The sequence below is a fragment of the Streptomyces sp. NPDC020299 genome (genome assembly GCF_044387825.1).
GTDB lineage: Bacteria > Actinomycetota > Actinomycetes > Streptomycetales > Streptomycetaceae > Streptomyces.
Map to the genome: position 1 here is coordinate 368640 of NZ_JBIRWL010000005.1, position 26927 is coordinate 395566.

20 protein-coding genes and 1 pseudogene are annotated in these 26927 nt (G+C 69.8%); 14 read left to right on the plus strand and 7 right to left on the minus strand.

Translation table 11 applies throughout. The annotated features are described in order from the left end of the window. Positions 1 to 106 precede the first annotated feature (106 nt). Positions 107 to 1105, plus strand: coding sequence for a LacI family DNA-binding transcriptional regulator (locus ACH45E_RS16040; RefSeq protein ID WP_361438504.1), 999 nt, complete (start codon positions 107 to 109; stop codon positions 1103 to 1105). A gap of 83 nt (positions 1106 to 1188) precedes the next feature. Here the strand turns inward: ACH45E_RS16040 and ACH45E_RS16045 are convergent, their stop codons facing one another. From ACH45E_RS16045 to ACH45E_RS16055, 3 genes and pseudogenes are all read right to left on the minus strand, one after another. After that, positions 1189 to 1653 carry an NlpC/P60 family protein gene (locus ACH45E_RS16045; RefSeq protein ID WP_361439139.1) on the minus strand — a complete coding sequence of 155 codons (465 nt, stop codon included), beginning with the start codon at positions 1651 to 1653 and terminating at the stop codon, positions 1189 to 1191. A gap of 6 nt (positions 1654 to 1659) precedes the next feature. Further along, on the minus strand, positions 1660 to 2226 hold the full coding sequence (locus ACH45E_RS16050; RefSeq protein ID WP_361438502.1) for a hypothetical protein: 567 nt from the start codon (positions 2224 to 2226) through the stop codon (positions 1660 to 1662). Between the two features lie 80 nt (positions 2227 to 2306). Then, positions 2307 to 2588 (minus strand): annotated as a pseudogene (locus ACH45E_RS16055) (poly-gamma-glutamate biosynthesis protein PgsC/CapC); the annotation flags it as partial. An 11-nt stretch (positions 2589 to 2599) separates the two neighbouring features. On the opposite strand from ACH45E_RS16055, the gene ACH45E_RS16060 reads away from it, so the two are divergent. Continuing rightward, positions 2600 to 3688, plus strand: coding sequence for a cation acetate symporter (locus tag ACH45E_RS16060; protein WP_361438500.1), 1089 nt, complete (start codon positions 2600 to 2602; stop codon positions 3686 to 3688). A 92-nt stretch (positions 3689 to 3780) separates the two neighbouring features. Beyond that, on the plus strand, positions 3781 to 6447 hold the full coding sequence (locus ACH45E_RS16065) for a SpoIIE family protein phosphatase (RefSeq protein ID WP_361439137.1): 2667 nt from the start codon (positions 3781 to 3783) through the stop codon (positions 6445 to 6447). Between the two features lie 167 nt (positions 6448 to 6614). On the opposite strand, the gene ACH45E_RS16070 is transcribed toward ACH45E_RS16065, so the two are convergent. Next, entirely contained in the window at positions 6615 to 9872 is a 3258-nt protein-coding gene (locus ACH45E_RS16070) for a discoidin domain-containing protein (protein WP_361438498.1), read from the minus strand. A 301-nt stretch (positions 9873 to 10173) separates the two neighbouring features. Then, positions 10174 to 11202 carry a LacI family DNA-binding transcriptional regulator gene (locus ACH45E_RS16075; RefSeq protein ID WP_361438495.1) on the minus strand — a complete coding sequence of 343 codons (1029 nt, stop codon included), beginning with the start codon at positions 11200 to 11202 and terminating at the stop codon, positions 10174 to 10176. A 283-nt stretch (positions 11203 to 11485) separates the two neighbouring features. Here ACH45E_RS16075 and ACH45E_RS16080 point away from each other — a divergent pair, with 283 nt between their 5' ends. The 5 genes from ACH45E_RS16080 (at position 11486) to ACH45E_RS16100 (ending at position 18910) form a co-directional block, all read left to right on the plus strand. Next, on the plus strand, positions 11486 to 12802 hold the full coding sequence (locus tag ACH45E_RS16080; RefSeq protein WP_361438493.1) for a sugar ABC transporter substrate-binding protein: 1317 nt from the start codon (positions 11486 to 11488) through the stop codon (positions 12800 to 12802). 53 nt (positions 12803 to 12855) lie between these two features. Beyond that, a complete protein-coding gene (locus tag ACH45E_RS16085) occupies positions 12856 to 13818 on the plus strand; it encodes a sugar ABC transporter permease (protein WP_361438491.1) in 963 nt (320 codons plus the stop codon). A 28-nt stretch (positions 13819 to 13846) separates the two neighbouring features. Beyond that, a complete protein-coding gene (locus ACH45E_RS16090) occupies positions 13847 to 14668 on the plus strand; it encodes a carbohydrate ABC transporter permease (RefSeq protein ID WP_361439135.1) in 822 nt (273 codons plus the stop codon). 67 nt (positions 14669 to 14735) lie between these two features. Next, on the plus strand, positions 14736 to 16703 hold the full coding sequence (locus tag ACH45E_RS16095; RefSeq protein WP_361438489.1) for a beta-L-arabinofuranosidase domain-containing protein: 1968 nt from the start codon (positions 14736 to 14738) through the stop codon (positions 16701 to 16703). Positions 16704 to 16744: 41 nt separating this feature from the next. Beyond that, positions 16745 to 18910, plus strand: coding sequence for a beta-L-arabinofuranosidase domain-containing protein (locus ACH45E_RS16100; RefSeq protein ID WP_361438487.1), 2166 nt, complete (start codon positions 16745 to 16747; stop codon positions 18908 to 18910). Between the two features lie 264 nt (positions 18911 to 19174). Here ACH45E_RS16100 and ACH45E_RS16105 read toward each other — a convergent pair whose 3' ends face one another. Next, positions 19175 to 20284, minus strand: coding sequence for an alcohol dehydrogenase catalytic domain-containing protein (locus ACH45E_RS16105; RefSeq protein ID WP_361438485.1), 1110 nt, complete (start codon positions 20282 to 20284; stop codon positions 19175 to 19177). A 102-nt stretch (positions 20285 to 20386) separates the two neighbouring features. Here ACH45E_RS16105 and ACH45E_RS16110 point away from each other — a divergent pair, with 102 nt between their 5' ends. The 6 genes from ACH45E_RS16110 to ACH45E_RS16135 all read left to right on the plus strand — a co-directional run bounded on the left by ACH45E_RS16110 (position 20387) and on the right by ACH45E_RS16135 (position 26155). Further along, positions 20387 to 21289, plus strand: a complete 903-nt coding sequence (locus tag ACH45E_RS16110; RefSeq protein WP_361438483.1) for a LysR family transcriptional regulator — start codon at positions 20387 to 20389, stop codon at positions 21287 to 21289. Between the two features lie 117 nt (positions 21290 to 21406). Then, the gene (locus ACH45E_RS16115) at positions 21407 to 22651 is read left to right on the plus strand and encodes a cytochrome P450 (protein WP_361438481.1); all 1245 of its coding nucleotides are present in this window, start codon (positions 21407 to 21409) and stop codon (positions 22649 to 22651) included. 89 nt (positions 22652 to 22740) lie between these two features. Then, positions 22741 to 23445: a VanZ family protein gene (locus tag ACH45E_RS16120; RefSeq protein ID WP_361438479.1), complete on the plus strand. Its 705-nt coding sequence runs from the start codon at positions 22741 to 22743 to the stop codon at positions 23443 to 23445. A 68-nt stretch (positions 23446 to 23513) separates the two neighbouring features. Beyond that, a complete protein-coding gene (locus ACH45E_RS16125) occupies positions 23514 to 24209 on the plus strand; it encodes a response regulator transcription factor (protein ID WP_361438477.1) in 696 nt (231 codons plus the stop codon). Then, positions 24202 to 25380 (plus strand): HAMP domain-containing sensor histidine kinase, encoded by a 1179-nt coding sequence (locus tag ACH45E_RS16130; RefSeq protein WP_361438475.1) that lies wholly within the window; start codon positions 24202 to 24204, stop codon positions 25378 to 25380. Before ACH45E_RS16125 ends, ACH45E_RS16130 begins: the two co-directional genes overlap by 8 nt. After that, entirely contained in the window at positions 25337 to 26155 is an 819-nt protein-coding gene (locus tag ACH45E_RS16135; protein WP_361438473.1) for a sugar nucleotide-binding protein, read from the plus strand. The genes ACH45E_RS16130 and ACH45E_RS16135 overlap by 44 nt, the downstream gene beginning before the upstream one ends. 117 nt (positions 26156 to 26272) lie before the next feature. Here the strand turns inward: ACH45E_RS16135 and ACH45E_RS16140 are convergent, their stop codons facing one another. Then, on the minus strand, positions 26273 to 26884 hold the full coding sequence (locus tag ACH45E_RS16140) for an SUKH-4 family immunity protein (RefSeq protein WP_361438471.1): 612 nt from the start codon (positions 26882 to 26884) through the stop codon (positions 26273 to 26275). Positions 26885 to 26927: the final 43 nt, after the last annotated feature.

The window sequence follows — 26927 nt, forward strand, 5'->3', positions numbered from 1 at the left end:
CTCATGCAGTATTCGACTGAAAATTTTCATCTCAATCTTGCAAGTCAGCGAGAGGCGGGCAAGGCTGGTATGCAGAACGAAACAGTGAGGGACCGGAGGGAACCGCATGAAGGTCGGCATCACCGAGGTCGCGGACCGGGCGCAGGTGAGCGAGGCCACCGTCAGCCGCGTCATCAACCGGCGCCAGGGCGTGTCCCGCAAGACCCGGGAGGCGGTCGAGCGGGCGATGGCCGACCTTGGGTACGAGCGGCAGACCCAGGGACAACTCGTCGCGGTCATCACCGAGTTGGTCTCCAACCCGTTCTTCGCCGACATCTGCGAACGCATCGAGTCCACTCTCGCCCCGCACGGCCTGAAGACGATCCTGTGCCCGTGCTTTCCCGGCGGAGTCCAGGAGTTGGACTACGTGACCTCCCTCGCCGACCGAGGCATCGCCGCCGTCGTCTTCCTCTCCGCCAGCAACACGATCGAGGGCGCGGACCCGGAGGCGTACGAACTCCTGCGCTCCCGCCGGATTCCGTTCGTCGGGGTCAACGGCCAGTTCGAGGGAGGATGCGACGCCCCGGTCTTCTCCACCGACGACCTGCGGGCCGCCGAACTCGCCGTCGACCACCTGCACCGGCTCGGCCACCGTCGCATCGGCATGGCGTCGGGCCCGGTCGGCAACCGGCCGGCCGACCGCCGGGTCAGCGGCTTCGTCGCCTCGCTCGCCAGGCGCGGCATCGAGGACCCGGAGCAGTGGGTGGTCCGGCAGTCCTACACCGTCGAGGGCGGCCAGTCCGCCGCGGTCTCGCTCCTCGACCGCGGTGCCACGGCCATCGTCGCCGCCAGCGACTACATGGCCCTGGGCGCGATCCGCGGGGCGCGCCGCAAGGGGTACGACGTTCCGGGCGACGTGTCCGTCGTCGGCTACGACGGCTCCATGATCATGGACTTCGTCGACCCCCCGCTCACCACCGTCCGCCAGCCCGCCGACCGCCTGGCCCCGGAAGTGGCCCGCAGCGTCCTCGCCCTGCTCGGGAACCGCGACGTCCCCGTTGGTGAACTCCTTTTCGACCCCGAGCTGGTGATCCGCGAGAGCACCGCGCCAGCGAAGGCGGACTGAGGACCAGGCCCACGCCCTGATGAGCGGGCTTGCCGGCGTCCAGGACGCACCCTGGTCCCCGTCGAACGCCAGGGTCGGGGCCGTCAGAGGCGCCGCGCCCCGCGCAGGCCCCGCGCGTAGTGGCCCTCACCGTCCAGCTGTGAAGTACCGCCTTCGTCACCCATGGTGGGGCCGTTGGCAACTTTCCGGCTGGAGATGAAGCGCGGGTGGTCGTCCGTGTCCAGACCGAGGTAGATGCCGACGTGGCCGATCCGGCCGCCCGACAGCTGTCGTGTCCTGAAGAAGACCAGATCACCGGGCTGGAGCCCCTGGGTGGAGGAGGGGCGCTGGTCGGTGAGCGGGATCACTTGCACACCGAGCGGTCCGTGGGCGATTGCGTCGGCGGTCCGCTGCAGCCCGCGGCCCGCTGGGTTGTTCCTGCTGTTCAGCAAGAGCCCCGACCGGTATCCGTACACCAGCCGGACATAGCCGGAGCAGTCGACGGAGCGCCGGCGGCCCTTGCCGGGGCGGCGGGTGACTCCGTCGGGGAAGGTCCAGGGGACACCCAGGTAGTCTTAGAAGTCCGACCCCATGTGCCGCTTCCCGTGCCGGGTACGGCCCGCGTCGTCGATGATCCCGGGCCCGTAGCGGGCGGCACCGCTGTACCTCACTCCCGCCGCGTTCTTGCGGTCCGGGGCACCCGCTGTGTAGTCGAGGACCGTGGCGAGGATGTCGGGATCGCGGCTGCCGCGCCGGGTCTTGAGCCAGCCCTTGAACCAGCCGCTCTGCTCCGCACCCCGGGCCCATGGCTTGGGCAACAGCCGTACCCAGTTCTGGGTGACGACCTTGGCGTCCGTCGTCCTCGGCTCCGCGAAGGTCCTGCTGGGCCCTGTCAGTACGGCTGTACGGGCGCCGTCGGTGAACGTGGCGATGACGGTGCCGCGCCGGTCGCGAGCAACTGTGCGGGCGGGGTTGCCGATCCGCTCGTAGTCCAGCGGACCACTTCGGACCTGGTTGCCGGCACCGGGTGACGACCATGGGCGGTCAGAACGGTGCTCGAACTGGAGGGTCAGCACGCAACTCGCGGCGAGCATGACGCCTGCCACCAGGAACAGGGCGGGGTTCTTGGTCACCGAGAGCATCCGGATCCCGTGTACAAAGCGATTCACTGATCAACTCCGGTCAGGAGAAGGGGAGATGTCGCTGCGCCTCGTGGGGCGGCTCATGTCGTGGGCAGGGCGCCCAGCAGCAGTCCGGTCGCCGGAATCACCCAGGTGGCGAAGGTGACAGTGCCGGTGGAGAGAACCGTCGCCGTCTTGGGCTGCCGCTGGAGCTGATAGGTGATGAGCCCAGGGACGATGAACCCCAGGGCCTGGTGGGCGAACAACAGCGGGAACTCCTGCTGGAGCAGCAGGGAAAGCCCGGCCTGGAGCAGGGCACCGGTGAGCACGACGGCGGCGAACAGCCGCTTGCCGTAGAGGATGACGAAGCGCTGCAGCAGCTCGGCCTCGACTGATGATTCTCTTCGTCGTCCTCGGCGGGATGCGGGTGACCACCCTGTTGCAGGGGGCCAAGGCCGTGCCGCTGACCGCGAGCGTGCTGGTCGGCCTGGCCGTGCTCTGGCGGTTCGGCCGGAACCCGGCGGAGCTGCTGCATTCGGCTGTCCGGCAGAGCGGGCTCGGCGAGGCGTTCCTGCGTCCCGGTGTCAAGTACCACGACGGCGGCAGCAAGGTGGACCTGCTCAGTCTGCAACTGGCGTTCGTGCTGGGCGCGGCGGGACTCCCGCACGTCCTGATGCGCATTGCGACCGTCTCCTCCGGCCGCAGGGCCCGTCGCTCGGTGCAGTGGACCGGCCTGCTGGACCTCTTCTTCTGTCTGCTGGCCGTACTGACGGGTCTGGGCGCCACCGCCCTGCTCGGCCGTGACACCATCACCGCCGACGCCTCCTCCGGCAACACGGCGGTGCTGCCGCTCGCCGAACGCCTGGGAGGTTCCCCCCTGCTGACCCTGGTCTCCTGCGTGGCGTTCGCGACGATCCTGGCGGTCGTCGCCGGCATCACCCTCACCGCGGCCTGCGCACTCGCGCACGACATCTATGGAAAGGTGATCAAGCGGGGACGTGCCTCGGAGCAGAGCGAACTGCTGGTGGCACGGCTGGCAGTGGGGGTCATCGGGGCGGCGGCCATCGCCCTGTCGATGTTCGCCCAGCACCTGAACATCTCGTTCCTCGTCGGCCTCGCCTTCGCCATCGCTGCCTCCGCGGTCCTGCCGGCCGTCCTCTACAACCTGTGGTGGAGGCGGTTCACCACCCGGGGAGCGGTGTGGAGCATGTACGGCGGTCTGGGTACGGCCGTACTGCTCGTGGTGCTCTCCCCGGCCGTCTCCGGCGACCCCGCCGCACTGCTGCCCGACGCCGACTTCGCGGTGTTCCCGCTGCACAACCCCGGTCTGGTCGCAGTCCCCGCCGGCTTCCTTCTGGGATGGCTCGGCTCGGTCAGCGACCGGCGGGAGCCTCGGGGCGCGGACTACACGGAGACGGAGGTCAGGGTCCTCGCCGGTGTCCAGCACGGCACGCAGCCGGACCTGCGAGACCTTGCTCCCTGATTGCACATGGGTGAACACGCAGCGTATCCGCGAGTGAAGGCGCCATGCTCGGGGGTGATATCGCCGTACACCTTTGGTGTTATATGAGCCGTATGCACCAACTGCTCCAGCGGGTGTGGTCCCGGTACGGGATACGCAGCGTTGCCAGCCAGATGTTCGTTCTGCAGGTCGTGGTCGTCCTGGTTCTCGTGGCGACCGCGGTCGCCGCCCTCCTGTTGCAGTCGCGGAACGACGCCGAGCGCGAGGCACAAAAGCGCTCACTCGCCGTGGCAGCCTCCGTCGCATCGTCCCCCACGGCGCGGCAGGCGTTGGCGGACGCTCATCCGAGCGCCGTGCTCCAGCAGCAGGCCGAGGAAACCCGCAAACGCTCCCATGTGGACTTCGTCGTCGTGATGAGCCCCACGGGCATCCGCTACACCCACCCGAACCCCGCCCAGATCGGCCGGCACTACATCGGCAGCATCGCCGCCGCACAGCACGGCGGCATCGTCACCGAAACGACTGCCGGAACGCTGGGCCCCTCCGTCCGGACCGTCGTCCCCGTGACCAACCCCGGAGGAAAGGTCACCGGGCTGGTGGCCGCGGGTATCACCATCCACCACGTGAGTCTGGCGGCCGGACGGCAGATTCCGCTCGTCCTGGTGGCCGCGGGACTGGTGCTCACAGCGGCCACCGGAGGAAGCGCCCTCATCGGCAGGCGCCTGGGCCGCCAGACACACGGTCTCGGACCGGTGCAGATGACGCGCATGTACGAGCATCACGACGCCGTTCTGCACTCGGTACGCGAAGGTGTCCTCATCGTCGATCCGCAGGGCCGTCTGCTCCTGGCCAACGACGAGGCGAGGCGCCTGCTGGGGCTCGCGGCCGACGTGGACGGCCGGGCCGTCACGGACCTGGGACTCGACCCGGAGCCCGAACAGCTCCTCCTGTCCGGCAGGGCGACCACGGACGAGGTGATCGAGGTCGGTGACCGTCTGCTGGCCATCAGCCAGCGCCCCACGGCACAGCCGCCCGGGCCGGGAAGCCGGGTCGCCACGCTGCGGGACACGACCGAACTCAGCGCGCTGATGGGCCGGGTGGAGGTGGTCCAGGAACGGCTCAGGCTGCTGTACGACGCCGGAATACGCATCGGCACCACCCTCGACGTGACACGCACCGCCGAAGAACTGGCGGAGTTCGCCGTGCCCAGGTTCGCCGACTACGTCACCGTCGACCTGGTCGACGCGGTGCTGCGTGGCAAGGAACCGGCCCCCCTGCCCGCTGCGGAGCTGCGCCGTGTGGCACTGCGCGGCGTCCGGCAGGGTGTACCGCTCTACCCGCCCGGTGCGCTCATCCACTTCGACCCCTCGACCCCGCAGGCGTCGGGTTTTGGTTCCGGGCAGATGGTGCTGGAGGCCAACCTGGCAGCTTTTTCCGGCTGGCAGGCACAGGAACCGGAGCGTGCTCGCAGGCTGGTGGCACACGGCGTCCACTCCATGATCGCCGCTCCGCTGCGGGCCCGCGGAGCGATCCTCGGCGTGGCGACCTTCTGGCGTTCCAGGGAGCCGACGCCCTTCACCCGGGAAGACCTCTCGCTCGCGGAGGAGCTGGTCGCCCGTGCGGCGGTGAGCATCGACAACGCGCGCCGCTTCACACGGGAGCACACCATGGCGGTCACGCTGCAGCGCAGCCTTCTGCCGCACGCCCTGCCGGAGCAGAACGCGGTCGACGTGGCGCACCGCTATGTTCCGGCCGAGGCAGGGCTCGGTGGCGTCGGCGGCGACTGGTTCGACGTCATACCCCTCCCGGGGGCGCGGGTCGCCATCGTGGTGGGCGACGTCGTGGGCCACGGGCTGCACGCCGCCGCCACCATGGGACAACTGCGCACCGCCGTCCACAACCTCTCCACGCTCGACCTGCCGCCCGACGAACTCCTCTGGCACCTGGACGAGCTGGTCACCCGCATCGACCAGGACCGTGACGGCGACGGCGGAATACCGACGCTCACGGGCGCCACCTGCCTGTACGCGATCTACGACCCGGTCTCACGCCGGTGCACGACGGCCAGGGCGGGCCACCTGGAACCCATCCTCGTGCACCCGGACGGCCACGCCCACCTGCCCGGAACACCGGCCGGCCCGCCACTGGGGCTGGGAGGGCTGCCGTACGAGAAGAGCGAGGTGCTCCTGCCCGAGGGCAGCAGCATCGTGCTCTACACCGATGGTCTGGTCGAGGACCGGCACCACGACATCGACGAGCGCATCGAACGCCTGCGCCGTGCGGTCGCGCCGGCGGGGCGCACGCCGGAGCAGATGTGCCAGGCAGCGATGGACGCCATGTTGCCGGGGCCGCCGCGTGACGACGTGGCCCTGGTCGTCGCCCGTACCCGGCTGCTCGACGACAAGCACACCGCGTCCTGGGAGGTGCCGCCCGACCCCTCGGCGGTTGCCGGAGTTCGTGCCGCTGCCACTGAGCTCCTGCGGGACTGGAGCCTGGAGGAGGAGGCGTTCACCTTGGAGCTGATCCTCAGCGAGCTGGTCACCAACGCCATCCGGCACGCGACCGGTCCCATCGGTGTGCGCCTGATTCACGACCGCAGCCTCATCTGTGAGGTGTCCGACGGCAGCAGCGTGTCTCCGCACCTGCGCCGTGCCACCACGACGGAGGAGGGCGGCCGCGGTCTCTTCCTGGTGGCCCAGTTCGCCGACAGCTGGGGGACTCGTTACACGTCCGGCGGAAAGGTCATCTGGACCGAGCAACGGCTGGCCAGGGAGCCTTGACCCGCCGGTTCGACGTGCGCGGCCCGGGTCTCGTCGGGCTACTCCCGTGAGGGTGCGGGCAGTGTGGCGCCGAGGGCGGCCGGGGTGTTGGGCAGGTCGAGGCAGTTGCCGCCGTTCTGATTCACCCCCGTCGAGGGCGAGGAGCGCGGACAGGCGTCGGGAACGAGTCACGGGCCGTACACCTTTGCTTCGAGGAGGCCGACGGAGTTGGTGCCGTTGCCGGTGAGCAGCACCCGCAGTCGCGTGGTGTTCGTCGCGGTGAACGTGACGGTGTTGTACTGGTTCTTGGCCAGCGGGTAGCCGCTCGCCCCGGGCACGTCGACGTAGGCGCTGCCGTTCCAGTACTGGAGCTTCCACGAGGCGGGCATGTCGATGCCCTGGTCGTCGTCGAAGAAGTAGACCTCGGCCTTGTCGATGGTCTTGGCCGACGGCCAGGTCAGTTCGGCCCATTGCTGTCCGGTCTCCGGCCAGGTGCCCCACCGCGGGTTCACGGTGTCGTTGGAGGAGGGCGGGTCGATGCCGTCGTTGACGGCGTTGACGCTCTCCCAGGAGGAGGTGTACGACGCGGACGCCGTCGCGGACGTCGCCAGGTTGGTCGGAACCGGTGGCTGGACGCCGCCCCGGTTGAAGATCTTCACCTCGGTGAGGCCCGTCCTGGCCCCGGAGGCGTTGGTGGCGAGGACCCGTACGCGTTGGGCGTCGACCGCGGGGAACTGCACCAGGTTGTAGTTGGCCCGCGGTGCCGCCGGGCTCTTGGTCTGGCCGGGCACGTTCACCCACGAACTGCCGTTGTAGTACTGGATGCTGTACGAGGACGGGGCCCGGTAGGTGGTGCTCGCCGGGCGGCTGTCCTTGAAGTACAGGCGCACCTCGTTGAACGTACGAGTGGTGCCGAGGTTCAGCTCGTACCAGTCCTGGCTGTTGGGGGAGCCGCCGGCGCCCCAGAACGGTTCGTTGGTGGGATAGCCGTCGACCGCGCCGGAGAGGGTGCTGCCGGAGCCGGTGTAGGAGGCGGTCGCGGTCGCCCCGGCCGCGAGGTCGGTCAGGTCGGCGGTCAGGTCGACGCCGGCCTTGGAGAACATGTCGACCAGCCGGGGGCTGTCCTGTACGACCTGGCCCGGGGCCTTGAGGGCGGGGACGGCCGAGTGCTGGGTGACCGTGCCGCTCGTGGTGACGTCACCGGTGGCCGGATCCCAGGTGAAGGGCACCAGCGAGTCGACGGTGGCGACCCGGTTGCCGTTGACGAAGATGGAGTACCCCTCCGGGACGCCCGGGTAGCGCACCACGCCGTCGGCCGGGTCGTCCCAGACGATGGACAGGTCGGCGCCTCGGTAGCGGAGGTTGTTGACGGTGAAGTGGTCCCAGCCGATGTCGATCGGGGAGAGCTCCACCTTGGCGTCGTTGCGGGGCCGCAGGCCTGCGACGTCCTCGATCACGGTCCAGTTGCTGCTGCCCAGGATGTTGTGGTGGATCCAGGACCGGTAGTCGATGCCGCTGCCGTTCCAGTCGGCCCAGAACTCGTTGGCGTCGGGCCACTGGGTGTTGCCGCCGACGTACTGCGCCCAGGCGTTCCAGTAGAGCAGTTTCTTGTAGTCGGTCGCGGTCATCCAGGAGTTGGGATAGTTCCGCAGCACCGAGGAGTACAGCCGGAACTGGACGGTGGAGTTGATGGTGGAGAAGTTGTTCGAGCCCGGGTTGCCGGCGTCCGCCGCCGCCTTCTTGTCGGCCTGGTTGGCCGTGTAGAAGGGGAAGACGGGGTACTGGGCCGGGTCGTCGAACAGGCGCAGGGCCTGTTTGTAGGTCGCCGTGTTGGGGACGGCTCCGACCGAGAACGGGTAGTAGTTGTTGATCTCCTTCCAGGGCACCCATTCGTTGGTCGACTTCAACCGGTGCTCGAACAGTTGCCGGTTCGGGTTCCACAGCACGTTGAGGATCGCGTCCTTGATCTGCTGTGCGAGCGTGCGCATCTCGGTGGCCTTGGCCGTGTTGCCGGTCGCCTCGTAAGCCTGGGCGGCGGCGAGCGCGCCGCTGTACTGGTAGGCGGACTCGGCGCGGTCCATGTTGCCGGGCTTCCAGTGGAAGGAGACCGCGTCGGCGTCGTTGCCGGTCAGGGCGCCCCAGTCGTACTCGATGAGCTTGTTGTTGTCGTGGTCGTAGTAGGCGAGTTGGCCCTTGACGTCGCCCTCCGCGTAGTGGGCCAGGTTGCCGGCGATGGCGGGTTGGCCGCCGTGGATCTGGTAGCTCCGCCACGCGGCCTCGGCGATGTACTGGGTGTAGCTGTTGGACCAGTTCTCCGGGTCGCCGGGGTTGTCGAGGAAGCGGCCGTTCTTGGAGATCTGGCCGACGTTCAGCCAGTCCCCGTACGCGTAGGCCGGGTTGCGCAGGTACTTCAGGTCGTCGATGTGCATGGGCTGGGTGAGCGCGATGGCGTTGTTGTAGCCGAGGGCGCCTTCGACGGAGGTCGGGAACTGGAAGGTCTGCCCGGGGATGTCGGCGTCGAGGCTGTTGAAGCGCATCAGCCACCAGCGGTAGTAGATGCTCTTCTTGATCGCGGGCTCGGGCACGTCGATGTAGGGCACGTTCTGCGCCCACCACAGGTTGTAGGCCCTGACGTGGGTCGCGAAGGCCGTCGCGGGGGAGTAGCCCGCATAGGCGTTGTACTCAGTGAGGGACTCGGGGATCTCGTCGGTGACGAAGCCCATGACCACCTTCGTGGTCACCGTGGCTCCGGCCGCGATCGTCACCGACCGGTTGAGGCCGCCGCTGGAGACGGCGAAGCCGTCGCCGGTGAGCCGGGGGCGGATGGTCGTGAGGTTGTTGTACGCGTTCACCTGGCCGGTCAGTTCGCTGCCGGTGCCCGTGGTGGCGTACGGGGATGTCGCCCGTAACTGCAGTGTGGTGGAGCTGGTGCCGTTGTTCTTGATGGACAGGTTGGTCACGGCGACGTTGTTGTCGGTGATGAACTTGGTCTGGTTGACCGTGATCGAACCGCTGGTGTGCACGCTCTTCCAGTAACTGGGGGCCTGCCAACGCTGGGAGACCTGCTCCGTGAAGGTCCCCGGGGTGATCGCGACGGTGTAGGCGCTGTTGTCGTTGATGCTCTCCCAGTAGGCGACCTTGCCGCCGAACCCGAGCTTGGAGGGGTCGTGTTCCTTCATGAAGACGGCGCGGCCACGGCTCATCAGCCAGGGTCCGGAGGGGTCGTCGCCGGAGCGGGCCAGCAGGCGGTCCATCCAGAAGTCGGTTCCCGAACTCTCCGCGTCGTAGATGCTCCGCATCATGTCGCCCGGTGTGTAGGCGACGGGCGGGGACGGGATCGCGGGTCCGCTGAAGGTGGGGAACCCGATGGTCTGCGCCGCGTGGGCGGGGGCCGCGGTGAGGACGGAGCAGACGATGAGCACCAGCGCGAGGAGGAGGCGCTTCATCACAGGGCCTGCCGTTTCTGGACTTCTTCTCATCGGATGCTCCCTGTCCGGTCGACAGCAAGCGCCTGCACCCGGGCGCGCATGGTGAAGGGGCATCGATCGCCGTCGCTCATGTAGTGCTCATGACATACAGCTGTGCACGTGGAAGCGCTGAAGTGCGAGCAAGGGGGCCGGCCGGGGAGTGTTTCCCCCGCGTCCCCGAGAGGTGCTGAAACGAACCTAAAAGGTTTTCGCAACGTAGGTGTGGGCCCCGGAAGTGTCAAGAGGGCTGCGAGAGGCCCCAGGGTGCCGGTCGCGGAGATCAGGACAGCGGCGCGGTGGACCCCCTGATCACCACGCGGCAGGGCAGGGTCTCGACGCCCGAGAGCCGGGCCCCGGCGATCGCGCTGAACAGGGCGCGTGCGGCCGCCCGCCCGACCTGTTCGAGGTTCATGTCGACGCTGGTCAGCGGTGGGCGGGAGGCGGAGGTCAGGATCTGCCAGTTGTCGAAGCCCATGACCGCCACGTCCTCCGGCACCCGGTGGCCCCGCTCGCGCAGTACGTCCATGACGCCGCGGGCGATCTGGTCGCTGCCGCACAGCACGGCGTCGACGTCCGCGTGCTGGTCGAGCAGCATCGCGGTGGCCGCCCGTCCCCAGCCCTCCGACCACGCCCCGAACCGTGGTTCGCCGACCAGGGCGAGGCCGGCGTCGGCGAGCGCGGACCGGGCGCCCTCGGCCCGCTCCCGCGCCGCGAGATATCCGGGGTCGCCGGTGATGTGCGCGATCCGGCTGCGGCCGCAGGCGAGCAGATGGTCCACGGCGATCCGGCCCGCGCCCACGCTGTCGGGGACGATGGACAGATCCGCCGGATCCTCCGACGGCGCGTACGCGTAGACGACGGGGACGGGCAACTCGCGGCCCAGGGACGGACGCGGGTCGGTCCGGCTGCCCACCACGATGAGGCCGTCGACCCGGCGGCCCAGCAGCGCGCGGACGTGGTGCTGCTCGCGGATGGTGTCGCCACGGGCGTCACAGAGGAACACCGCGACCTCGCCCGCTCCGAAGGCGTCCTCGGCGCCCATGAGGATCGGGATGCTGAACCGGCCCTCCAGGTCGCTGGTGAGCAGACCGACGGTGCCGGTGCGCCCGGCGAGCAGACCGCGGGCCAGCTGGTTGGGCCGGAACGACAGCCGCTCGGCCGCGTCGATCACCCGCTGCCGGGTCTCGGCGCGTACCTGGCTGCGGCCGTTGAGCGCCTTGGACGCGGTGGCGATGGACACGCCTGCCAGCCGGGCGACGTCGCTGAGCGTGGCGGGCTGCGAACGAGAGGGGTCGGTGGCCTGTGCCATGGGTGCTCCTGTCTCGTGTCGCGTGCCGAGGCCGTCGGGGCTGACACGTCGGGCGTAGAACAGTACGCGAAAGGTTTCGGAGGCGGGTCCGTCCTGCCTTGCGATGATCCGGCGACACCCGCTTGCTGCAAGGGGATTGACGAGCACCAAGTCGGGTTCTAGCGTCTCAGAAAACCTTTTCGGCCCTTTCCCGCCACACGGTCCAGTGCCACCACAGCCATCGGCATCCATCGCACCGACGGCAGGCCGCGCTCGGCCTGCCGCGACAAGAGGGGGAGCGAACATGGGGAGCACGGTCGGACCACGTGGACGCGTACGCCGCCTCGTCACCGGTGCCGTCGCCCTGCTCGCCGCGGCGAGTCTGGTCACGGCCTGCGGGTCGGGGGGAGGCGGCTCCGGCAGTGGGGGAGAAGGCGGGGCAGCGGATGCCGACGGCGTCGACGACGGTGCGAAGCTGACGATGTGGACGCGTGCGGCGACCCGGCCGCAGAGCGAGGCGCTGGTCAAGGCGTACAACGAGAGCCACAAGAACAAGATCGAGCTGACCGTCGTCCCCACCGACGACTACCAGGCCAAGGTCGGTGCGGCCGCCGGGTCCAAGAACCTGCCCGACCTCTTCGCCTCCGACGTGGTGTTCGTCCCCAACTACACCTCCAGCGGGCTGTTCGCCGACCTCACCGATCGCATCGACGCCCTGCCTTTCGCCAAGCACCTCGCCCGGTCACACATCAAGGCCGGCACGTACAAGGGCAAGAAGTACGTCGTGCCGCACACCCTCGACCTGTCGGTGCTCTTCTACAACAAGGACCTCTACCGCAAGGCCAAGCTCGACCCCGACAAGCCGCCCACCAGCCTGAGCGAGTGGGACCGGCAGGCACGGGCCGTGGACGCGCTGGGCGGAGGCGTCAACGGCACCTTCTTCGGCGGCAACTGCGGCGGCTGCGGCGTCTTCACCTGGTGGCCGTCCGTCTGGGCCGCCGGGGAAGAGGTGCTCGACAAGGACGGAACCGCGGCTTCTCTCGCCTCCGGCACCGCGAAGAAGGTCTATGACACCTACCGGGGATGGGTGAAGGACGGCATCGTGGCCCCCGGCGCACGCGAGGAGACGGGCACGACCTGGACCGCGGTCTTCCCGAAGGGCAAGGTCGGCGTCATGCCCATGCCGTCGACCACCCTGGGGCTGATGCCCAAGGGCCTCGACCTCGGCGTCGCGCCCATCCCCGGACCGGACGGCGGTAAGTCCACCTTCGTCGGCGGTGACGCCATCGGCATCTCCGCCACCAGCAGGAAGGCCGACGAGGCCTGGAACTTCCTCGCCTGGTCACTGGGCGACAAGGCGCAGGTCGAGGTGGTCGCCGCGCACAAGGACGTGGTGGCGCGCACCGACCTCGCGTCCAACAAGTACTCCAAGGCGGACCCGCGACTGGTGACGATCAACGAACTCGTGGCCGACGGCCGGACCCCGTACGCGCTGAAGTTCGGCCAGACCTTCAACGACCCCAACGGGCCCTGGCTGAAGCTGATGCGCGACGCCGTCTTCGGCGACGGGTCGTCCGTCGACAAGGACAACGAAGCGGTCAGCGCCTCGCTGGCCGACTGAACGGCGCCCGGCTCCCGCAGCACCCCTCCCACGTCACACGGCAGAGGAGAGTCATGCAGGTGAAGGCAGCCGACCCGGCGGCGGCCGAACCCCGGACCCGGCCGGAACGCCGGGTCCGTCCGTCCCGCGCAACCCCGCCCTGGTGGCGGTCCCGCAAAGTGAAGGGTCTCGCCTACGCGGCCCCCACGGCCGTGTTCGTCGCGGTGTTCTTCCTGCTGCCGCTGCTGCTCGTCGGGCAGATGTCGCTCAGTGACTGGCCGCTCCTCGCGGGCGACCGGGGCTTCAACGCCCCTGAGAACTACACCGATGCGACCGACAGCACCCTGTTCTGGCCCGCCATCCGTTTCACCCTCCTCTACACCGTGATCGTCACGGTCGTACTCCTCGGCCTCGCCCTCCTCCTCGCCCTGCTGGTACAGGAGTCCCGGCCCGGGGCGGGCTTCTTCCGTACGGTCTACTTCCTGCCCGGCGCCCTGGGACTGGCCTCGGCGTCCCTGCTGTTCTGGGGCCTGTACAGCCCCACCACCGGCCCGCTCAGCCGCATCCTGGGAAAACTCGGCCTCGTCGACGGCCCGGTGTCCTTCCTCGGCACACCGACCTCCGCCCTGCTGTCGACGGTCTTCCTCATCGTCTGGAAGTTCGCCGGCTTCTACATGCTGATCCTCCTCGTGGGCCTCCAGCGCATCCCCCAGGAGGTGTTCGAGGCCGCCCGCATGGACGGCGCGAGCCGCGGCCAGATCTTCCGCTCCATCACGCTGCCGCTGTTGCGGCCGTCCCTCGCCCTGACGCTGCTGCTGTGCGTGACCGGATCGCTGCTCGCCTTCGACCAGTTCTTCATCCTCACCAAGGGCGGACCGGACAACAGCACCGTCACCGTCGTCCAGTTGATCTACCGCGAGGCCTTCCAGCGGCTGAACCTGGGCACCGCGGCGGCCCTGTCGATCACCGTGCTGGGCGTCCTGCTCCTGCTCAACGCCCTCCAGTTCCGCGGTCTTCGCCGCGCCGACGAGTCATGAGCCGCGGCTCATGAGAAGGGACACCACGGTGCTGACCCGCGCCCTCGGCCGGACGCCCCACTACGTCGTCGCCGGAGGTCTGGCCGTCGTCTTCCTCTTTCCGCTGCTGTGGAACGCCTGGGCCTCCGTCAGTGGACAGCCCGGCACCGCACAGGAGTCCGGTTACGGCTTCGGCAACTACCGGACGCTGCTCGACTACGACGCGGGCCTGTGGCAGTACCTGCTGAACAGCACCGTCGTCTCCGCCCTGACCGTCGCCCTGACCCTCGGAGTGTCGCTGCTGGGCGGCTACGCCTTCGCCCGCTTCGACTTCCCCGGCAAGAACCTGTTGTTCCTGGTGACGCTGGCCATCCTCATGGTCCCCTACGCCACCCTCCTCATCCCTCTCTACGTACTGCTCGGCAGACTCCACCTGCAGAACTCGCTGATCGGGCTGAGCCTGGTGCTCGCCATGTTCCAACTGCCGTTCGCCACCTTCATGATGCGGATCTCCTTCGAGGCGGTGCCCCGCGAACTCGAGGAGTCGGCGCTGGTCGACGGCTGCGGCACGGCGGGCGCGCTGCGGCGGGTCCTCCTCCCGGCGGTGCGACCGGGACTGATCACCGTCGGTCTGTTCGCGTTCCTCGCGGCCTGGAACGACTTCATCGCACCGCTGATCCTCATCTCCGACAGCGCGAAGGCGCCGCTGCCACTGGCCGTGGCGAACCTGCGGCAGCAGAGCATGGGCGCCGTCGACTACGGCGCCACCGAGGCGGGCGTGGTGGTCCTCGCCGTGCCCTGCCTCGTCCTCTTCCTGCTGCTGCAACGGCACTACGTACGGGGATTCATGTCCGGCGCGCTCAAGGGCTGATGACCGATGGCTGACGCGCGGACGACCCGGCCCGACAACCGAAGGGACGAACCGAAGGCATGAAGTGGTGAAGGAGAACACAGCGGGGTCACCCGTCCTGCCCGTGGCGCCGACCCGCGGCAGGCTGCGACCGCTCGGTCTCGACGAGGTCAGGATCACCGGGGGATTCTGGGCTCGCCGCCGTCACACCAACGAGAGCGCCACGCTCGGCCACTGCCGCGACTGGATGGAACGCGTCGGCTGGACCGGCAACTTCCTGGCCGCCGCGCAGGGTCGCGTCCACCGGGACCGGCGCGGCCGGGAGTTCGCCGACTCCGAGCTCTACAAGCTCCTCGAGGCCATGGCCTGGCAGGCCGGCGCCGCGGGCACGCTCGACGCGGACATCGCCGCACTCACCGAGGCCGTCGCACCCGCCCAGGAACCGGACGGCTACCTGAACACCGCCTTCGGCCACCCCGGACAGCAGCCCCGCTACAGCGACCTCGAATGGGGCCACGAGCTCTACTGCCACGGACACCTGATCCAGGCGGGCGTGGCCCAGGCCCGCGCCCGGGGCGAGGGCGAGCTGACGAAGATCGCCCGACGGGCTGCCGACCACGTCTGCGCGACTTTCGGGCGGGGCGGCATCGAGGGCGTCTGCGGCCACCCCGGGATCGAGACGGCCCTGGTGGAACTCGCCAGGCTGACGGGGGAACAGCGCTACCTCGACCAGGCCGCGCTCTTCGTCGACCGCCGCGGCCACGGCACGCTCGCCGACGGTGAGTTCGGCCGCGCCTACCACCAGGACGACCTGCCCGTACGACGGGCCGCGGTGCTGCGCGGCCACGCCGTCCGCGCCCTCTACCTCGCGGCCGGCGCCGTCGACGTGGCCGTGGAGACGGGGGACGACGACCTGCTCGACGCGGTCGTCCGGCAGTGGGAGGCGACGGTCGCCCGACGGACCCATCTGACGGGCGGCATGGGATCGCACCACCGGGACGAGTCCTTCGGCGACGACTTCGTCCTCCCGCCGGACCGCTCGTACTCGGAGACCTGCGCGGGCGTCGCCTCCGTGATGCTCAGCTGGCGGCTCCTGCTGGCCACCGGCGAGCCGCGTTTCGCCGATCTCGCCGAGCGGACCCTGTTCAACGTGGTCGCGACCTCCCCGGCGGAGGACGGCCGGGCCTTCTTCTACGCCAACACCCTGCACCGACGCCACCGGGGCGCCGTGCCCGCCATGGACGCGGTGAGCCCGCGCGCCGAGTCGAGCCTGCGCGCGCCCTGGTTCGCCGTGTCCTGCTGTCCGACCAACGTGGCGCGGACACTGGCCCAGCTGCCCGCGTACCTTGCGACGGCCGACGACCACGGCGTGCAACTGCACCAGTACGCCGACGCGGAGATCGCCACCTCACTCGCAGGCGGCCACGGGGTCGCGCTGCGCGTCCGTACCGACTATCCGTCGGGCGGAAGCGTGACCGTGCGCATCGACCGGTCGCCGGCCGACCGCCCGTGGACCGTTTCGCTGCGCGTCCCCGCGTGGACGGCGGGCGCCACGGCATGGCTGGTCGATCCGGACGGGGCCCGCCGTACCGTGACCCCGGGCATGACCGAGGTGACCCGCCGTTTCCGGCCCGGTGACGAGATCCGCCTCGAACTGCCCGTCCGGCCGCGCTGGATCAGGGCCGACCCGCGCGTCGACGCCGTCCGGGGCACGGTGGCCGTCCAGCGCGGGCCGCTGGTGTACTGCGCCGAGTCCGTGGATCTGCCGGACGGACACGACGTCGACGTGATCCGGGTGGACCCGTCCACGCCGCCGGAGGACGGGACGGACGACACGGTGGTCGCCGCTGGGCAGATCAGCGCGTACGACGTTCAGCGCGACAAGGCCTGGCCGTACCGGCCGCTCGACGCGACCGCCGCCACGCCGTTCGCCGACCGCACGGGGATCGTCCTGGTCCCTTACCACTCCTGGGCGAACCGCGGGCCTTCGACGATGCGGGTGTGGCTGCCGGCCGTGGAACCGGACCGTGCCACCCCGCCGGACAGCCCCTCATGACCGATAGCCGATAGCCGATAGCCGATGACCGGAGTCCGACGATGTCCCAACCGCCCACCCGACGCCGTCTGTTGAAATTCGCGGCCGTGGCCGCGTCCGCGGCCCCGCTCGAGTACGCCACCCCGCCGGCGTACGCCGACACGACCGGCCCGGTCCCGTCCGCAGTAACCGCCCGGGCCGACGCGGCTCCGGTGCACGCCCCGACTACCTGGGCCGTGCGCCCCTTCCCACTGGACCAGGTGACGCTCGGTGACGGCGTGTTCCGCCGCAAGCGCGACCTGATGCTCGACTACGCCAGGGCATATCCGGCCGACCGCATCCTGGCGGTCTTCCGGGCCAATGCCGGGCTCGACACCCGTGGTGCCCAGCCGCCCGGGGGCTGGGAGACCTCAGACGGCAATCTGCGCGGCCACTACGGCGGCCACTTCCTCACACTGATCGCCCAGGCGTACGCCGGTACCGGGGAGGCCGCGCTCAAGACCAAGCTGGACTACCTGGTGGGAGCGCTCGGCGAGTGCCAGCAGGCCCTGGCGGAGCACGGATCGCCGAAACCGAGCCACCCGGGCTTCCTGGCGGCGTACCCGGAGACGCAGTTCATCCTGCTGGAGAGTTACACGACGTACCCCACCATCTGGGCGCCGTACTACACCTGCCACAAGATCATGCGCGGTCTCCTCGACGCGCACACCCTGGCCGGGAACGCGCAGGCCCTGACCATCGCCTCGAAAATGGGCGACTGGGTGCACAGCCGGCTCGGGCGTCTGCCGAAGGCCCAACTGGAGCGGATGTGGTCGATCTACATCGCGGGGGAGTACGGCGGGATGAACGAGGTGTTGGCGGACCTGTACGCCCTCACCGGACGGGAGGAGCACCTCGCTGCCGCCCGCTGCTTCGACAACACGGCGTTGCTGGAGGCCTGCGCCGAGAAGCGCGACATCCTGGAGGGCAGGCACGCCAACCAGCACATCCCGCAGTTCACCGGGTACCTGCGGCTGTTCGACGCCACAGGGGAGGAGGAGTACGCCGACGCCGCCCGCAACTTCTGGGGCATGGTGGCAGGCCCCCGGACGTACAGCCTGGGCGGTACGGGTCAGGGCGAGATGTTCCGCGCCAGGGGCGCCATCGCGGCCACCCTGGACGACGACAACGCCGAGACCTGCGCGACGTACAACATGCTCAAGCTGAGCCGGCAGTTGTTCTTCCACCAGCAGGACCCCGCCTGCATGGACTACTACGAGCGGGGCCTGACCAACCACATCCTCGCCTCCCGCCGGGACGCCCCCAGCACGGACAGCCCGGAGGTCACCTACTTCGTCGGGATGGGCCCAGGGGCGCAGCGCGAGTACGACAACACCGGCACCTGCTGCGGCGGCACCGGCATGGAGAACCACACCAAATACCAGGACTCGGTCTACTTCTGCTCCGCCGACGGCACCGCCCTGTACGTCAACCTCTATCTCGCCTCGACGCTGCGGTGGCCGGAGCGGGGCTTCGTCGTCGAGCAGACGAGCGCGTACCCGGCCGAAGGCGTAAGCACTCTGACGATCCGTGAGGGCAGCGGCAGTCTCGACGTGAGGCTCCGCGTTCCGTCCTGGGCCACGGGAGGGTTCACCGTCACGGTCAACGGGGTCCGGCAACAGGCCGAGGCGGTGCCCGGCAGCTACCTCACCCTGAGCAGGAACTGGAGGCGTGGTGACCGGATCCGGATCTCCACCCCCTACCGCCTTCGCATCGAAAGGGCCCTGGACGACCCCATGGTCCAGTCGGTGTTCTACGGGCCGGTCCTGCTGGTCGCCAGGAGCCAGGAACGGCAATTCCGTGTGTTCTCCTTCTACAAGGACTTCACACTCCGGGGCGACCTCGCCGACTCGATCCGACCCGAGGGCCGCCCCATGCACTTCACCACGCACGGCCTGACCCTCGCACCGTTCCACGTAGCGGACGACACCCGCTACCACGCCTACTTCAAGCGCTCGGAACCTGTCGTCGTGTTCGGCACGACCGACTCGGGCGTACCCAACCGGGCCCGCGGTGACGGACTGACCTTCCTCGACGTGCTCTGGGAGCAGGCTCCCTTCGCCACCTCAGGCCGCTTCGTGCGGGCGGTGCGCGCCCTTGCGGACGGATGGCTGTCCGAGGGACTGTTCACGCGCGCCGAAAGGGATCACGTCGTCGCCGCCGCGGGCCGCGCGGACCTGAGGCACTGAGGCCCTGAGGGCGGCGGTACGGGGGGATCCGACCGCATACGGACGAACGTGATCAGTCATGGATGTGTCGAGGCGGCACGCGGCGTGGCAGTGGCAGACGCCAGCCGCCCAGCCGGGCGACGAGGGTCCGGCGGGCCAGAGTTCGTGCCTCACCCCAGGACATATCGGCAGTCAGTGCTTTCGCCCACCGACTGGCGTGACCGCGGACGTCCGTCTCGCCGAACAACCGGTCGATGGCCTCGAGGTTTTGGAGGGCTTCCGGCTTCACCTGGTGCTAGCCGGCCTGACAGTTGCCACTGGGACGAGGGTGGTGCGGTCGAACGGGCCACCGTGTGAGGCGGCGTACGCCACGGCGTCGTTGACGGCATCGAGGCCGAACGACCGGACGTGTTCGGGGGCGAGGTCCAGCGTGCCCGAGGCGAGGAGCCGGATGATGCCGGCGTTCGCTGTGCGCGGGTACATCCACTGGCCGCGCACGGTGACCGAGTTGCGCATGATCCACGGGTACGGGAGCGCGAGGGCGTCTCCACCGAGCATGCCGACGCCGCCTATGAGGACGACACGGCCGTACTCGCGCACGGTCATGGCCGCCACACGCACCGCGGAGCTGGGTGCGCTCGGCGGGAGCAGATCGATCACCATGTCGATCGGGCCGTCGGCCGCCGCGGACATCGCCGCTCGGTCGACGGCCTCGTCCCCGGTCAGCGGCACGGGGCGCACACGCGGACCGAACCGGTCGGCGAGAAGGCCGAGCGCTGCCCGGTTGCGGCCCGGCGCGACCACCCGGCCTGCCCCCATCGCGAGCGCGACCGCGACCGCACTGCTGCCCAGGTTGCCGGTCGCCCCGCTGACGAGCAGCGTCTCACCAGCCGCGAGCCCGCCTGCCAGCAGCCCGCCGTAAGAGATGGTGTGCACACTGAGCGCGGCCCAGCGGGCCGGGTCGTCCCCCGCGGCGGCCGGCAGCGCGTAGACGTTCTCCGTCGGGACCCGCATGAGTTCGGCGAACGCCCCGTCATGCAGATACCGGGCCAGCCGCGCGCCGCCCTCGCCGCGGGAACTCCAGCCCTGAAGCGTGATGTCGGGTGTCAGGGCGTCGTCCCGCGAGCGCACCGTGCAGTCGCACCACACCAGATCCCCGGTGCGCAGCCGGGTGGCGTCCGGACCGACGTGGACGATCCGTCCCACGCCGCCGACCCCCGGCACGACGGGAGGCTCCAGGGGGTAGTTCCGTTCGCCGCCGAAGACCTCGGCCGCGTACGGGGGGACACAGGTGGCCAGTACCTCGACCACCACCGCACCGCCGCCGGCCTCGGGGTCGGGTATCTCCCGCACCGTGAGAGGGGCGCCGAACCGCGTCAGTACTGCTGCTCGCATGCGATGACCTCCATGTTCGTCCGGGTCCGTCGGCATCGACACTAGGAGTCCGGCGAGCATGCGGGAAGCGACGATCCAGCATCCGTGGTATGCGTATGGCGCATGGACATCTCCAGTACGGGTCTGCGGGTCCTGCAGCAGATCGCGGAATCCGGCAGCTTCACCGCGGCAGCCGTCAGGCTCGGCTACACGCAGTCGGCGGTCTCACGACAGGCCGTCTCCCTCGAACGGAGCGCGGGCACCACCCTGTTCGACCGCCGCCCCGACGGGGTACGGCTCACCCCCGCGGGTCTCACCCTGCTGCGCCACGCCCGTACCATCCTGGACTGTCTCGCGGCGGCCGAGTCCGACCTCACCGGCACCGTCCCACGGACCGAACTGGTGCGGCTCGGACTGTTCCTGAGCGCGGGAGCCGTCATCCTGCCCGCCGCACTCACCGGCCTCAAGGCAACCGACCCGCAGATCACGGTCATGACGACCGAGGGCACCACACCCACCCTGATCCGCGCGCTGCGGGCGGGCTCGATCGACCTCGCCGTGCTGACGTCCCGCCCGCCCCACCGGCCCTTGGACAGCGAGTCGCCGCGCCTGCACGTCGAGACCGTCGTGGACACCGAACTGGTCCTGGCGACGCCCTCGACCGGGAAGTTCGCCGGCCGCACCACGGTGCACGCCGACGAACTGGTGGACGCCGCGTGGATCGCCACCCCGTCGTCGAACTCCGAGCCACTGCTCGGTGTCTGGCCGGGTCTGCCCGGACGGCCGCACATCGTCCACCGCGCACGCGACTGGCTGACGAAACTCCAGCTCGTCGCAGGCGGCTTCGGGGTGACGACGGTGCCGTCCCGGCTCTCGCCGGTGCTACCGCCCGGGGTGAGCCTGGTACACGTCGAAGGCGCGCCTCCTGAGATCCGCCGTGTTCTCGTGGCGCGCCTGCCCGGCCGCCCCACCCCGGCGATCACGGCCGTCACCCGAGCGATCACCTCGACCGTTCCTGCCTGCTGACCCCAGAGCAAGGAAGTTGATCTCGTACGCAGCGCACGGCGCGCGCCCTCGCGGCGGCCCGTGTCCACCGCGTAGCGTGACGTACCGTATCGACTTCGAGTGCCTGGGAGGCTCCCGATGGGAAACCCAAGCCCCATAGTGATAGACGCGAGCGGCCGTGACATTCACGCGGAAGCCGCCCGTATCCGCGAGAGCGGCCCATTGGCCCCGGTGGTGCTGCCCGGCGGTGTGGAGGCCTGGGCGGTCAGCAGCCCCGCCCTGCTCAAGCGACTGCTCACCGATTCGCGGGTGTCCAAGGACCCCCGGCAGCACTGGGCCCGTTTCATGGCCGGCGAGATCACCCCGGAGTGGCCGCTGTTCACCTGGGTCGCCGTGCGGAACATGTTCACCGCGTACGGCGGAGACCACAAACGCCTTCGTATCCTTGTCTCCAAGGCGTTCACCGCCCGCCGGACGGCGGCCCTCCAGCCGCGTATCGAGGAGATCACCAGGAAGCTCCTCGACGGGATCGAGGAAGCCGGCCGCGACTCCAGGACCGTCGACCTGCGCGAGCAACTCTGCTACCCGCTGCCGATCCAGGTGATCAGCGACCTGTTCGGCCTGCCGGAGGAGCAGGGGCCGGAGCTGCGGCGGCTGGTGGACCGCATCTTCGACACCTCCGCCGACCCGGGCGAAATGACCGCCGCTTACGAGCGGTTGTACGTAGTGCTCGCCGAACTCGTCGCCGCCAAGCGGGAGTCCCCCGGCGATGACCTGACCTCCGGCCTCATCGCCGCCCGTGACGAGGAGGACGGAACCCGGCTGAGTGAACAGGAGCTGCTCGACACCCTGGTCCTCATGGTGAGCGCCGGTCACGAGACCACGGTCAACCTCATCGACAACGCCATCCACGCGTTGCTCACCCACCCGGAACAGCTCGCGCAACTGCGCGCCGGCCGCGCCACCTGGGACGATGTGGTCGAGGAGACACTGCGGTCGGACGCGCCGGTCGCCAGCCTGCCCCTGCGCTACGCCGTGGAGGACCTCGATCTCGGCGCACTGGGCGGCCCGGAGGGCATGGTGATCGGCAAGGGCGAGGCGATCCTCGCCGCGTACGCCGCCGCCGGCCGCGACCCCGAGCGACACGGGAAGGACGCCGACCGGTTCGACGTCACCCGCGCCGACAAGGAGCACCTCGCCTTCGGTTACGGCGTGCACCACTGCCTCGGCGCCCCGTTGGGCCGTTTGGAGGCCCGCATCGCGCTCCCGGCGCTCTTCGACCGTTTCCCGGCCCTGCGACTCGCGGTGCCCGAAGAACAGTTGGAGCCCGTCGGCTCCTTCATCTCCAACGGCCACCGCTCACTGCCCGCCCGGATCGTCTAGGTTCCAGCACCTGCCGGGGATTGCGTGTATCGCGGGCGTATCAAGAATCGGATACGCCACCGCAACGGACCTCCTTCTCCAATGGGGGCATGAACCACGACGCATCCCTGTCAGCACCGGCCTGCCGCATGCGCAGGATCGTGCTCCTCAGCCTGGCGATCCTCGGCGTGGCGAGCGCCGCGTTCGTCGTGCGGCGGCCGCTCATGATGTCCGCTCCGATGTGCATGGCCGGGCGGTGGCACGGCTGCTTCGACACGTTCAACGGTGTGGTGCTCATGACGTTGGTGGCGCTGCCGCTGGCCGCGCTGGTGGTGTGGGCTCTGGCGCGCCGTCGGCGTGCCGCCGGCGTCACCTCGGCGTGGCGGATGTCGCTGGCCGAGGTGGGCATGGTCCACGGGACGGTGCCGTTCCTGTGGTTGACCCTGATGCCGGGCGCCGGAGTCGGCACCGCCCCCCGCCGGGTGAGCCTGGTACCGCTGCGGGACCTGCTCACGATGGGGCCGCTCGGGATCGTCGGCAACCTGCTGGTCTTCGCGGCGCTCGGGTTCTTCGCCCCGATGCGGTTCGCGGCGCTGGCGTCCGTGCCGCGGATCCTGGCGCTCGGGGCGGGCTGCTCGATCCTGGTCGAAACCGCACAGTACGTCCTGTGGCTGGACCGGGTGTCCTCCGTGGACGACGTACTGGTCAACACCGCCGGCGCCGTGCTGGCCGCGCTGGCGTCGCGCCGCTGGTGGCGCAGTACGGCAAAGGCGCCGGAGGACCGGCCTCGCCCCGCGCCGGCACCGGCAGGCTGAGCCACGTGTCCGGTGTGCGCCCGTCTTTGCATACGTCGGCGATATGCCGTGCTGCTTAGGCTTCGGACATGCGCGTGCTGATCGTGGAGGACGAGCCCTACCTGGCCGAAGCCGTTCGTGACGGTCTGCGGCTGGAGGCGATCGCCGCCGACATCGCCGGCGACGGCGACTCCGCCCTGGAACTGCTCAGCGTCAACTCCTACGACCTCGCGGTCCTCGACCGCGACATTCCCGGCCCCTCCGGCGACGAGGTCGCACGGCGCATCGTCGCCTCCGGCAGCGGCATCGCGATCCTCATGCTCACCGCTGCCGACCGGATCGACGACAAGGCTTCCGGGTTCGAGCTCGGAGCTGACGACTACCTCACCAAACCGTTCGAGCTGCGGGAACTCGTCATGCGGCTGCGGGCGCTCGACCGCAGACGCGCGCACGCCCGGCCCCCGGTCCGCGAGATCGGAGGCCTGCGTCTGGACCCCTTCCGCAGGGAGGTCTTCCGCGACGGACGCTACGTCGCGCTCACCCGCAAGCAGTTCGCCGTGCTCGAAGTCCTCGTCGCCGCCGAAGGCGGTGTCCTCAGCGCCGAAGAGCTGCTGGAGCGGGCCTGGGACAACAATGCCGACCCCTTCACCAACGCCGTCCGCATCACCGTCTCCGCACTGCGCAAACGACTCGGCGAACCGTGGATCATCGCCACGGTGCCCGGCGTCGGCTACCGAATCGACGCCGGCATGGACACCACCCACCCCGGCGGCACCCATGACTAGATACCCGGGGCTCAGCGCCCGACTGAGACTCACCCTCAGCTACGCCGGATTCCTCCTCCTCGCCGGCGCTCTCCTGCTGGCCGTGGTATGGATTTTCGTGCTGCGCTGGATACCGACCGCCGACGCCAGATCCATCCGGAGGACGTTCGGCGGCTTGATCATCATCGGGCCCAACCGCTCCGACCTCCTGCGTGGCTTCGCCCCCGCCGCGGCCACAGCACTGGCCTTCCTCCTCGTGTTCGGCCTCCTGGGAGGATGGATCCTCGCCGGCCGGATGCTCGCACCGCTCACCCGGATCGCATACGCGGCACGGATGGCCGCGAACGGGTCGCTGTCCCACCGGATCCGCATGGAAGGCCGCCAGGACGAATTCCGCGAACTCGCCGACGTGTTCGACACCATGCTGGAACAACTCGAGTCCCACGTCGCCGAGCAGCAGAGGTTCGCCGCGAACGCCTCCCACGAACTGCGCACCCCACTGGCAATCTCCCAGGCACTCCTCGACGCGGCCCGCGACGACCCCAAGCGGGACCATGACGAACTCATCGAACGCCTCCACACGGTCAACACGCGGGCGATCAACCTCACCGAGGCCCTGCTGCTGCTCGGCCGCGCCGACCGCGGGAACTTCACCCGCGAGCCCGTCGACCTCTCCCTCATAGCCGAAGAAGCCGCCGAAACGCTGCTTCCCCTCGCCGAAAGGCGCCAGATCACGCTCGGCGTCACCGGCGAGACGACACAGACCTTCGGCTCCGCGGCGCTGATACTGCGGATGGTGACGAACCTCGTCCAGAACGCCATCGTCCACAACCTCCCCGCCGGCGGCACCGTAGTGGTCCACACCGGACCGCAGCACGACGCGGGCGTGCTGCGGGTCGAGAACACGGGCCATCAGCTCGCATCGGAACTGGTACCGACCCTCACGGAACCCTTCCGACGCGGAACAGAACGCATACGCGGCGGCGAGCATGCCGGCGCCGGCCTCGGGCTGGCCATCGTGCACAGCATCGTCCGAGCACACGACGGCACCCTCGACCTCACACCCCGCCCCGCCGGCGGCCTCGTCGTCACGATTCGGCTTCCCGGCACGCCGCAGGCACCGTCCCCGAGCGCTACCGTGTCCGTTCATGACGGTTCTGATCATCGGGGGCAGTGGTTTCCTGGGCGGTGAACTGATCCGACAGGCCACCGCTGCGGGGCAGGAGACGTCCGCGACGTTCGCGTCCCGGCCCGGCAGGGCCTCGGGTGTGGCCTGGCATCCGCTCGACGTCCGGGACCCTGCACGTGTTGCCGGGGTGATCGCCGACGTGTCCCCTTCGGTCGTGGTCAACGCGTCGAGCGGCGGGGCGGACTGGGCGGTCACCGCGGACGGCGCCGTCCGCGTGGCGCTGGCCGCCGCCGAGCAGGGCTGCCGCCTGGTCCATGTCTCCAGCGACGCGGTGTTCTCCGGTGCGCGCGTCCATTACGACGAGAGCTGCTCGCCTGATCCGGTCACCCCGTACGGTGCCGCGAAGGCCGCCGCAGAGACGGCGGTGCGGCTGCTGATGCCGGACGCCGCCGTCGCCCGGACCTCGCTGATCATCGGACACGGCCGGTCCGTCCACGAGCGCATGGTGCACGCCCTGGCGGACGGCACCCGCGACGGAATCCTGTTCACCGACGACATCCGTTGCCCGGTCCATGTCGACGATCTGGCCGCCGCCTTGTGGGAGATTGCCCTGTCCGACGCAGCCGGGGTGTTCCACCTCGCCGGGGCGGAGGCCCTGAGCCGCTTCGACCTCGGGGTGCTGATCGCCCGGCGCGATGGCCTCGACGAGGCGCGGCTGCCCGCCGGACGACGAGCCGGCACGTCCCTGCGCGGGGCCTTGGACGTACGCCTCGACAGCGGCGCGACACAGAAGCGGTTGCGGACCCGGCTCCGCGGTGCCCGCGAGTTCCTCCGCTGAGACCGCGACGGTCTTCTGCGTACCTGGCGTCAGGGCTGGTGGGGTTGGTGCCGGTCCAGTGCAGGGCGGCCGCGCACCGCGCAGACCGCGCGGTGCGTGGGCGACTTCGGCCGGCGATCACCCGTAGAGGGAGCGGGCTCCCGGGCTGTTGCCCCGGAAGCGCCGGCCCGCGGCGATCTCCTCGCCGACCACCGACCAGACGGTCTCGTCGTCCTGGAAGGGAAGCGGGTCAACGCTGCTTGTCTCCTGGCGGATACGCTCGACCTCGCGCTCCAGGCGCTCGAAGTCGGTTTCCTCGTCGTCACCGCTGAAGGTGAACTCCTCGAGCAGGCGCTGGAACCGCAGGGTGACCTGGATGAGGGAGGAGACGTCCGTGTGGAGTTCCTGCCAGGTCTCCTGGTCGGCGTCGAAGGCGTGCACCTTGCCGGAACTGGCGTCGAGGGCAAGGTGGGTGTTGAGCAGCCAGGCGATGACGGGCCATTCGCCCGCGTCCTTGGAGGCGTCCTCGAAGTCCTCGACGTCGACGACGCTCTGGACGAGGGGCAGCCGACCGGTGTCCTCGTCGGGCTCACGCAGCCGGAGCGTCCCGGTGGGGACGCCGACGGTCCGCAGGAGGCGGGCGCCCTCAGTGTCCGCGGTGGAGGGCGGGAACGCGGTGGCGGGCAGGGTCGCGATCGGGTCCTCGCCGAAGATGTCGGCGAGTTGGCTGCGGGTGACGTCGAAAAGCACTGCCGGAACTCCGAACTCTGCGGGGGCACGGGCGCCGTGGGAC

Coding starts and splice junctions, on each gene's coding strand:
- ACH45E_RS16125 (WP_361438477.1), top strand. CDS start 23,514: ATGCGCGTGCTGATCGTGGAGGACGAGCCCTACCTGGCCGAAGCCGTT.
- ACH45E_RS16115 (WP_361438481.1), top strand. CDS start 21,407: ATGGGAAACCCAAGCCCCATAGTGATAGACGCGAGCGGCCGTGACATT.
- ACH45E_RS16040 (WP_361438504.1), top strand. CDS start 107: ATGAAGGTCGGCATCACCGAGGTCGCGGACCGGGCGCAGGTGAGCGAG.
- ACH45E_RS16105 (WP_361438485.1), bottom strand. CDS start 20,284: ATGCGAGCAGCAGTACTGACGCGGTTCGGCGCCCCTCTCACGGTGCGG.
- ACH45E_RS16080 (WP_361438493.1), top strand. CDS start 11,486: ATGGGGAGCACGGTCGGACCACGTGGACGCGTACGCCGCCTCGTCACC.
- ACH45E_RS16135 (WP_361438473.1), top strand. CDS start 25,337: ATGACGGTTCTGATCATCGGGGGCAGTGGTTTCCTGGGCGGTGAACTG.
- ACH45E_RS16130 (WP_361438475.1), top strand. CDS start 24,202: ATGACTAGATACCCGGGGCTCAGCGCCCGACTGAGACTCACCCTCAGC.
- ACH45E_RS16120 (WP_361438479.1), top strand. CDS start 22,741: ATGAACCACGACGCATCCCTGTCAGCACCGGCCTGCCGCATGCGCAGG.
- ACH45E_RS16110 (WP_361438483.1), top strand. CDS start 20,387: ATGGACATCTCCAGTACGGGTCTGCGGGTCCTGCAGCAGATCGCGGAA.
- ACH45E_RS16100 (WP_361438487.1), top strand. CDS start 16,745: ATGTCCCAACCGCCCACCCGACGCCGTCTGTTGAAATTCGCGGCCGTG.
- ACH45E_RS16065 (WP_361439137.1), top strand. CDS start 3,781: ATGCACCAACTGCTCCAGCGGGTGTGGTCCCGGTACGGGATACGCAGC.
- ACH45E_RS16085 (WP_361438491.1), top strand. CDS start 12,856: ATGCAGGTGAAGGCAGCCGACCCGGCGGCGGCCGAACCCCGGACCCGG.
- ACH45E_RS16075 (WP_361438495.1), bottom strand. CDS start 11,202: ATGGCACAGGCCACCGACCCCTCTCGTTCGCAGCCCGCCACGCTCAGC.
- ACH45E_RS16060 (WP_361438500.1), top strand. CDS start 2,600: ATGATTCTCTTCGTCGTCCTCGGCGGGATGCGGGTGACCACCCTGTTG.
- ACH45E_RS16050 (WP_361438502.1), bottom strand. CDS start 2,226: ATGCTCTCGGTGACCAAGAACCCCGCCCTGTTCCTGGTGGCAGGCGTC.
- ACH45E_RS16070 (WP_361438498.1), bottom strand. CDS start 9,872: ATGAAGCGCCTCCTCCTCGCGCTGGTGCTCATCGTCTGCTCCGTCCTC.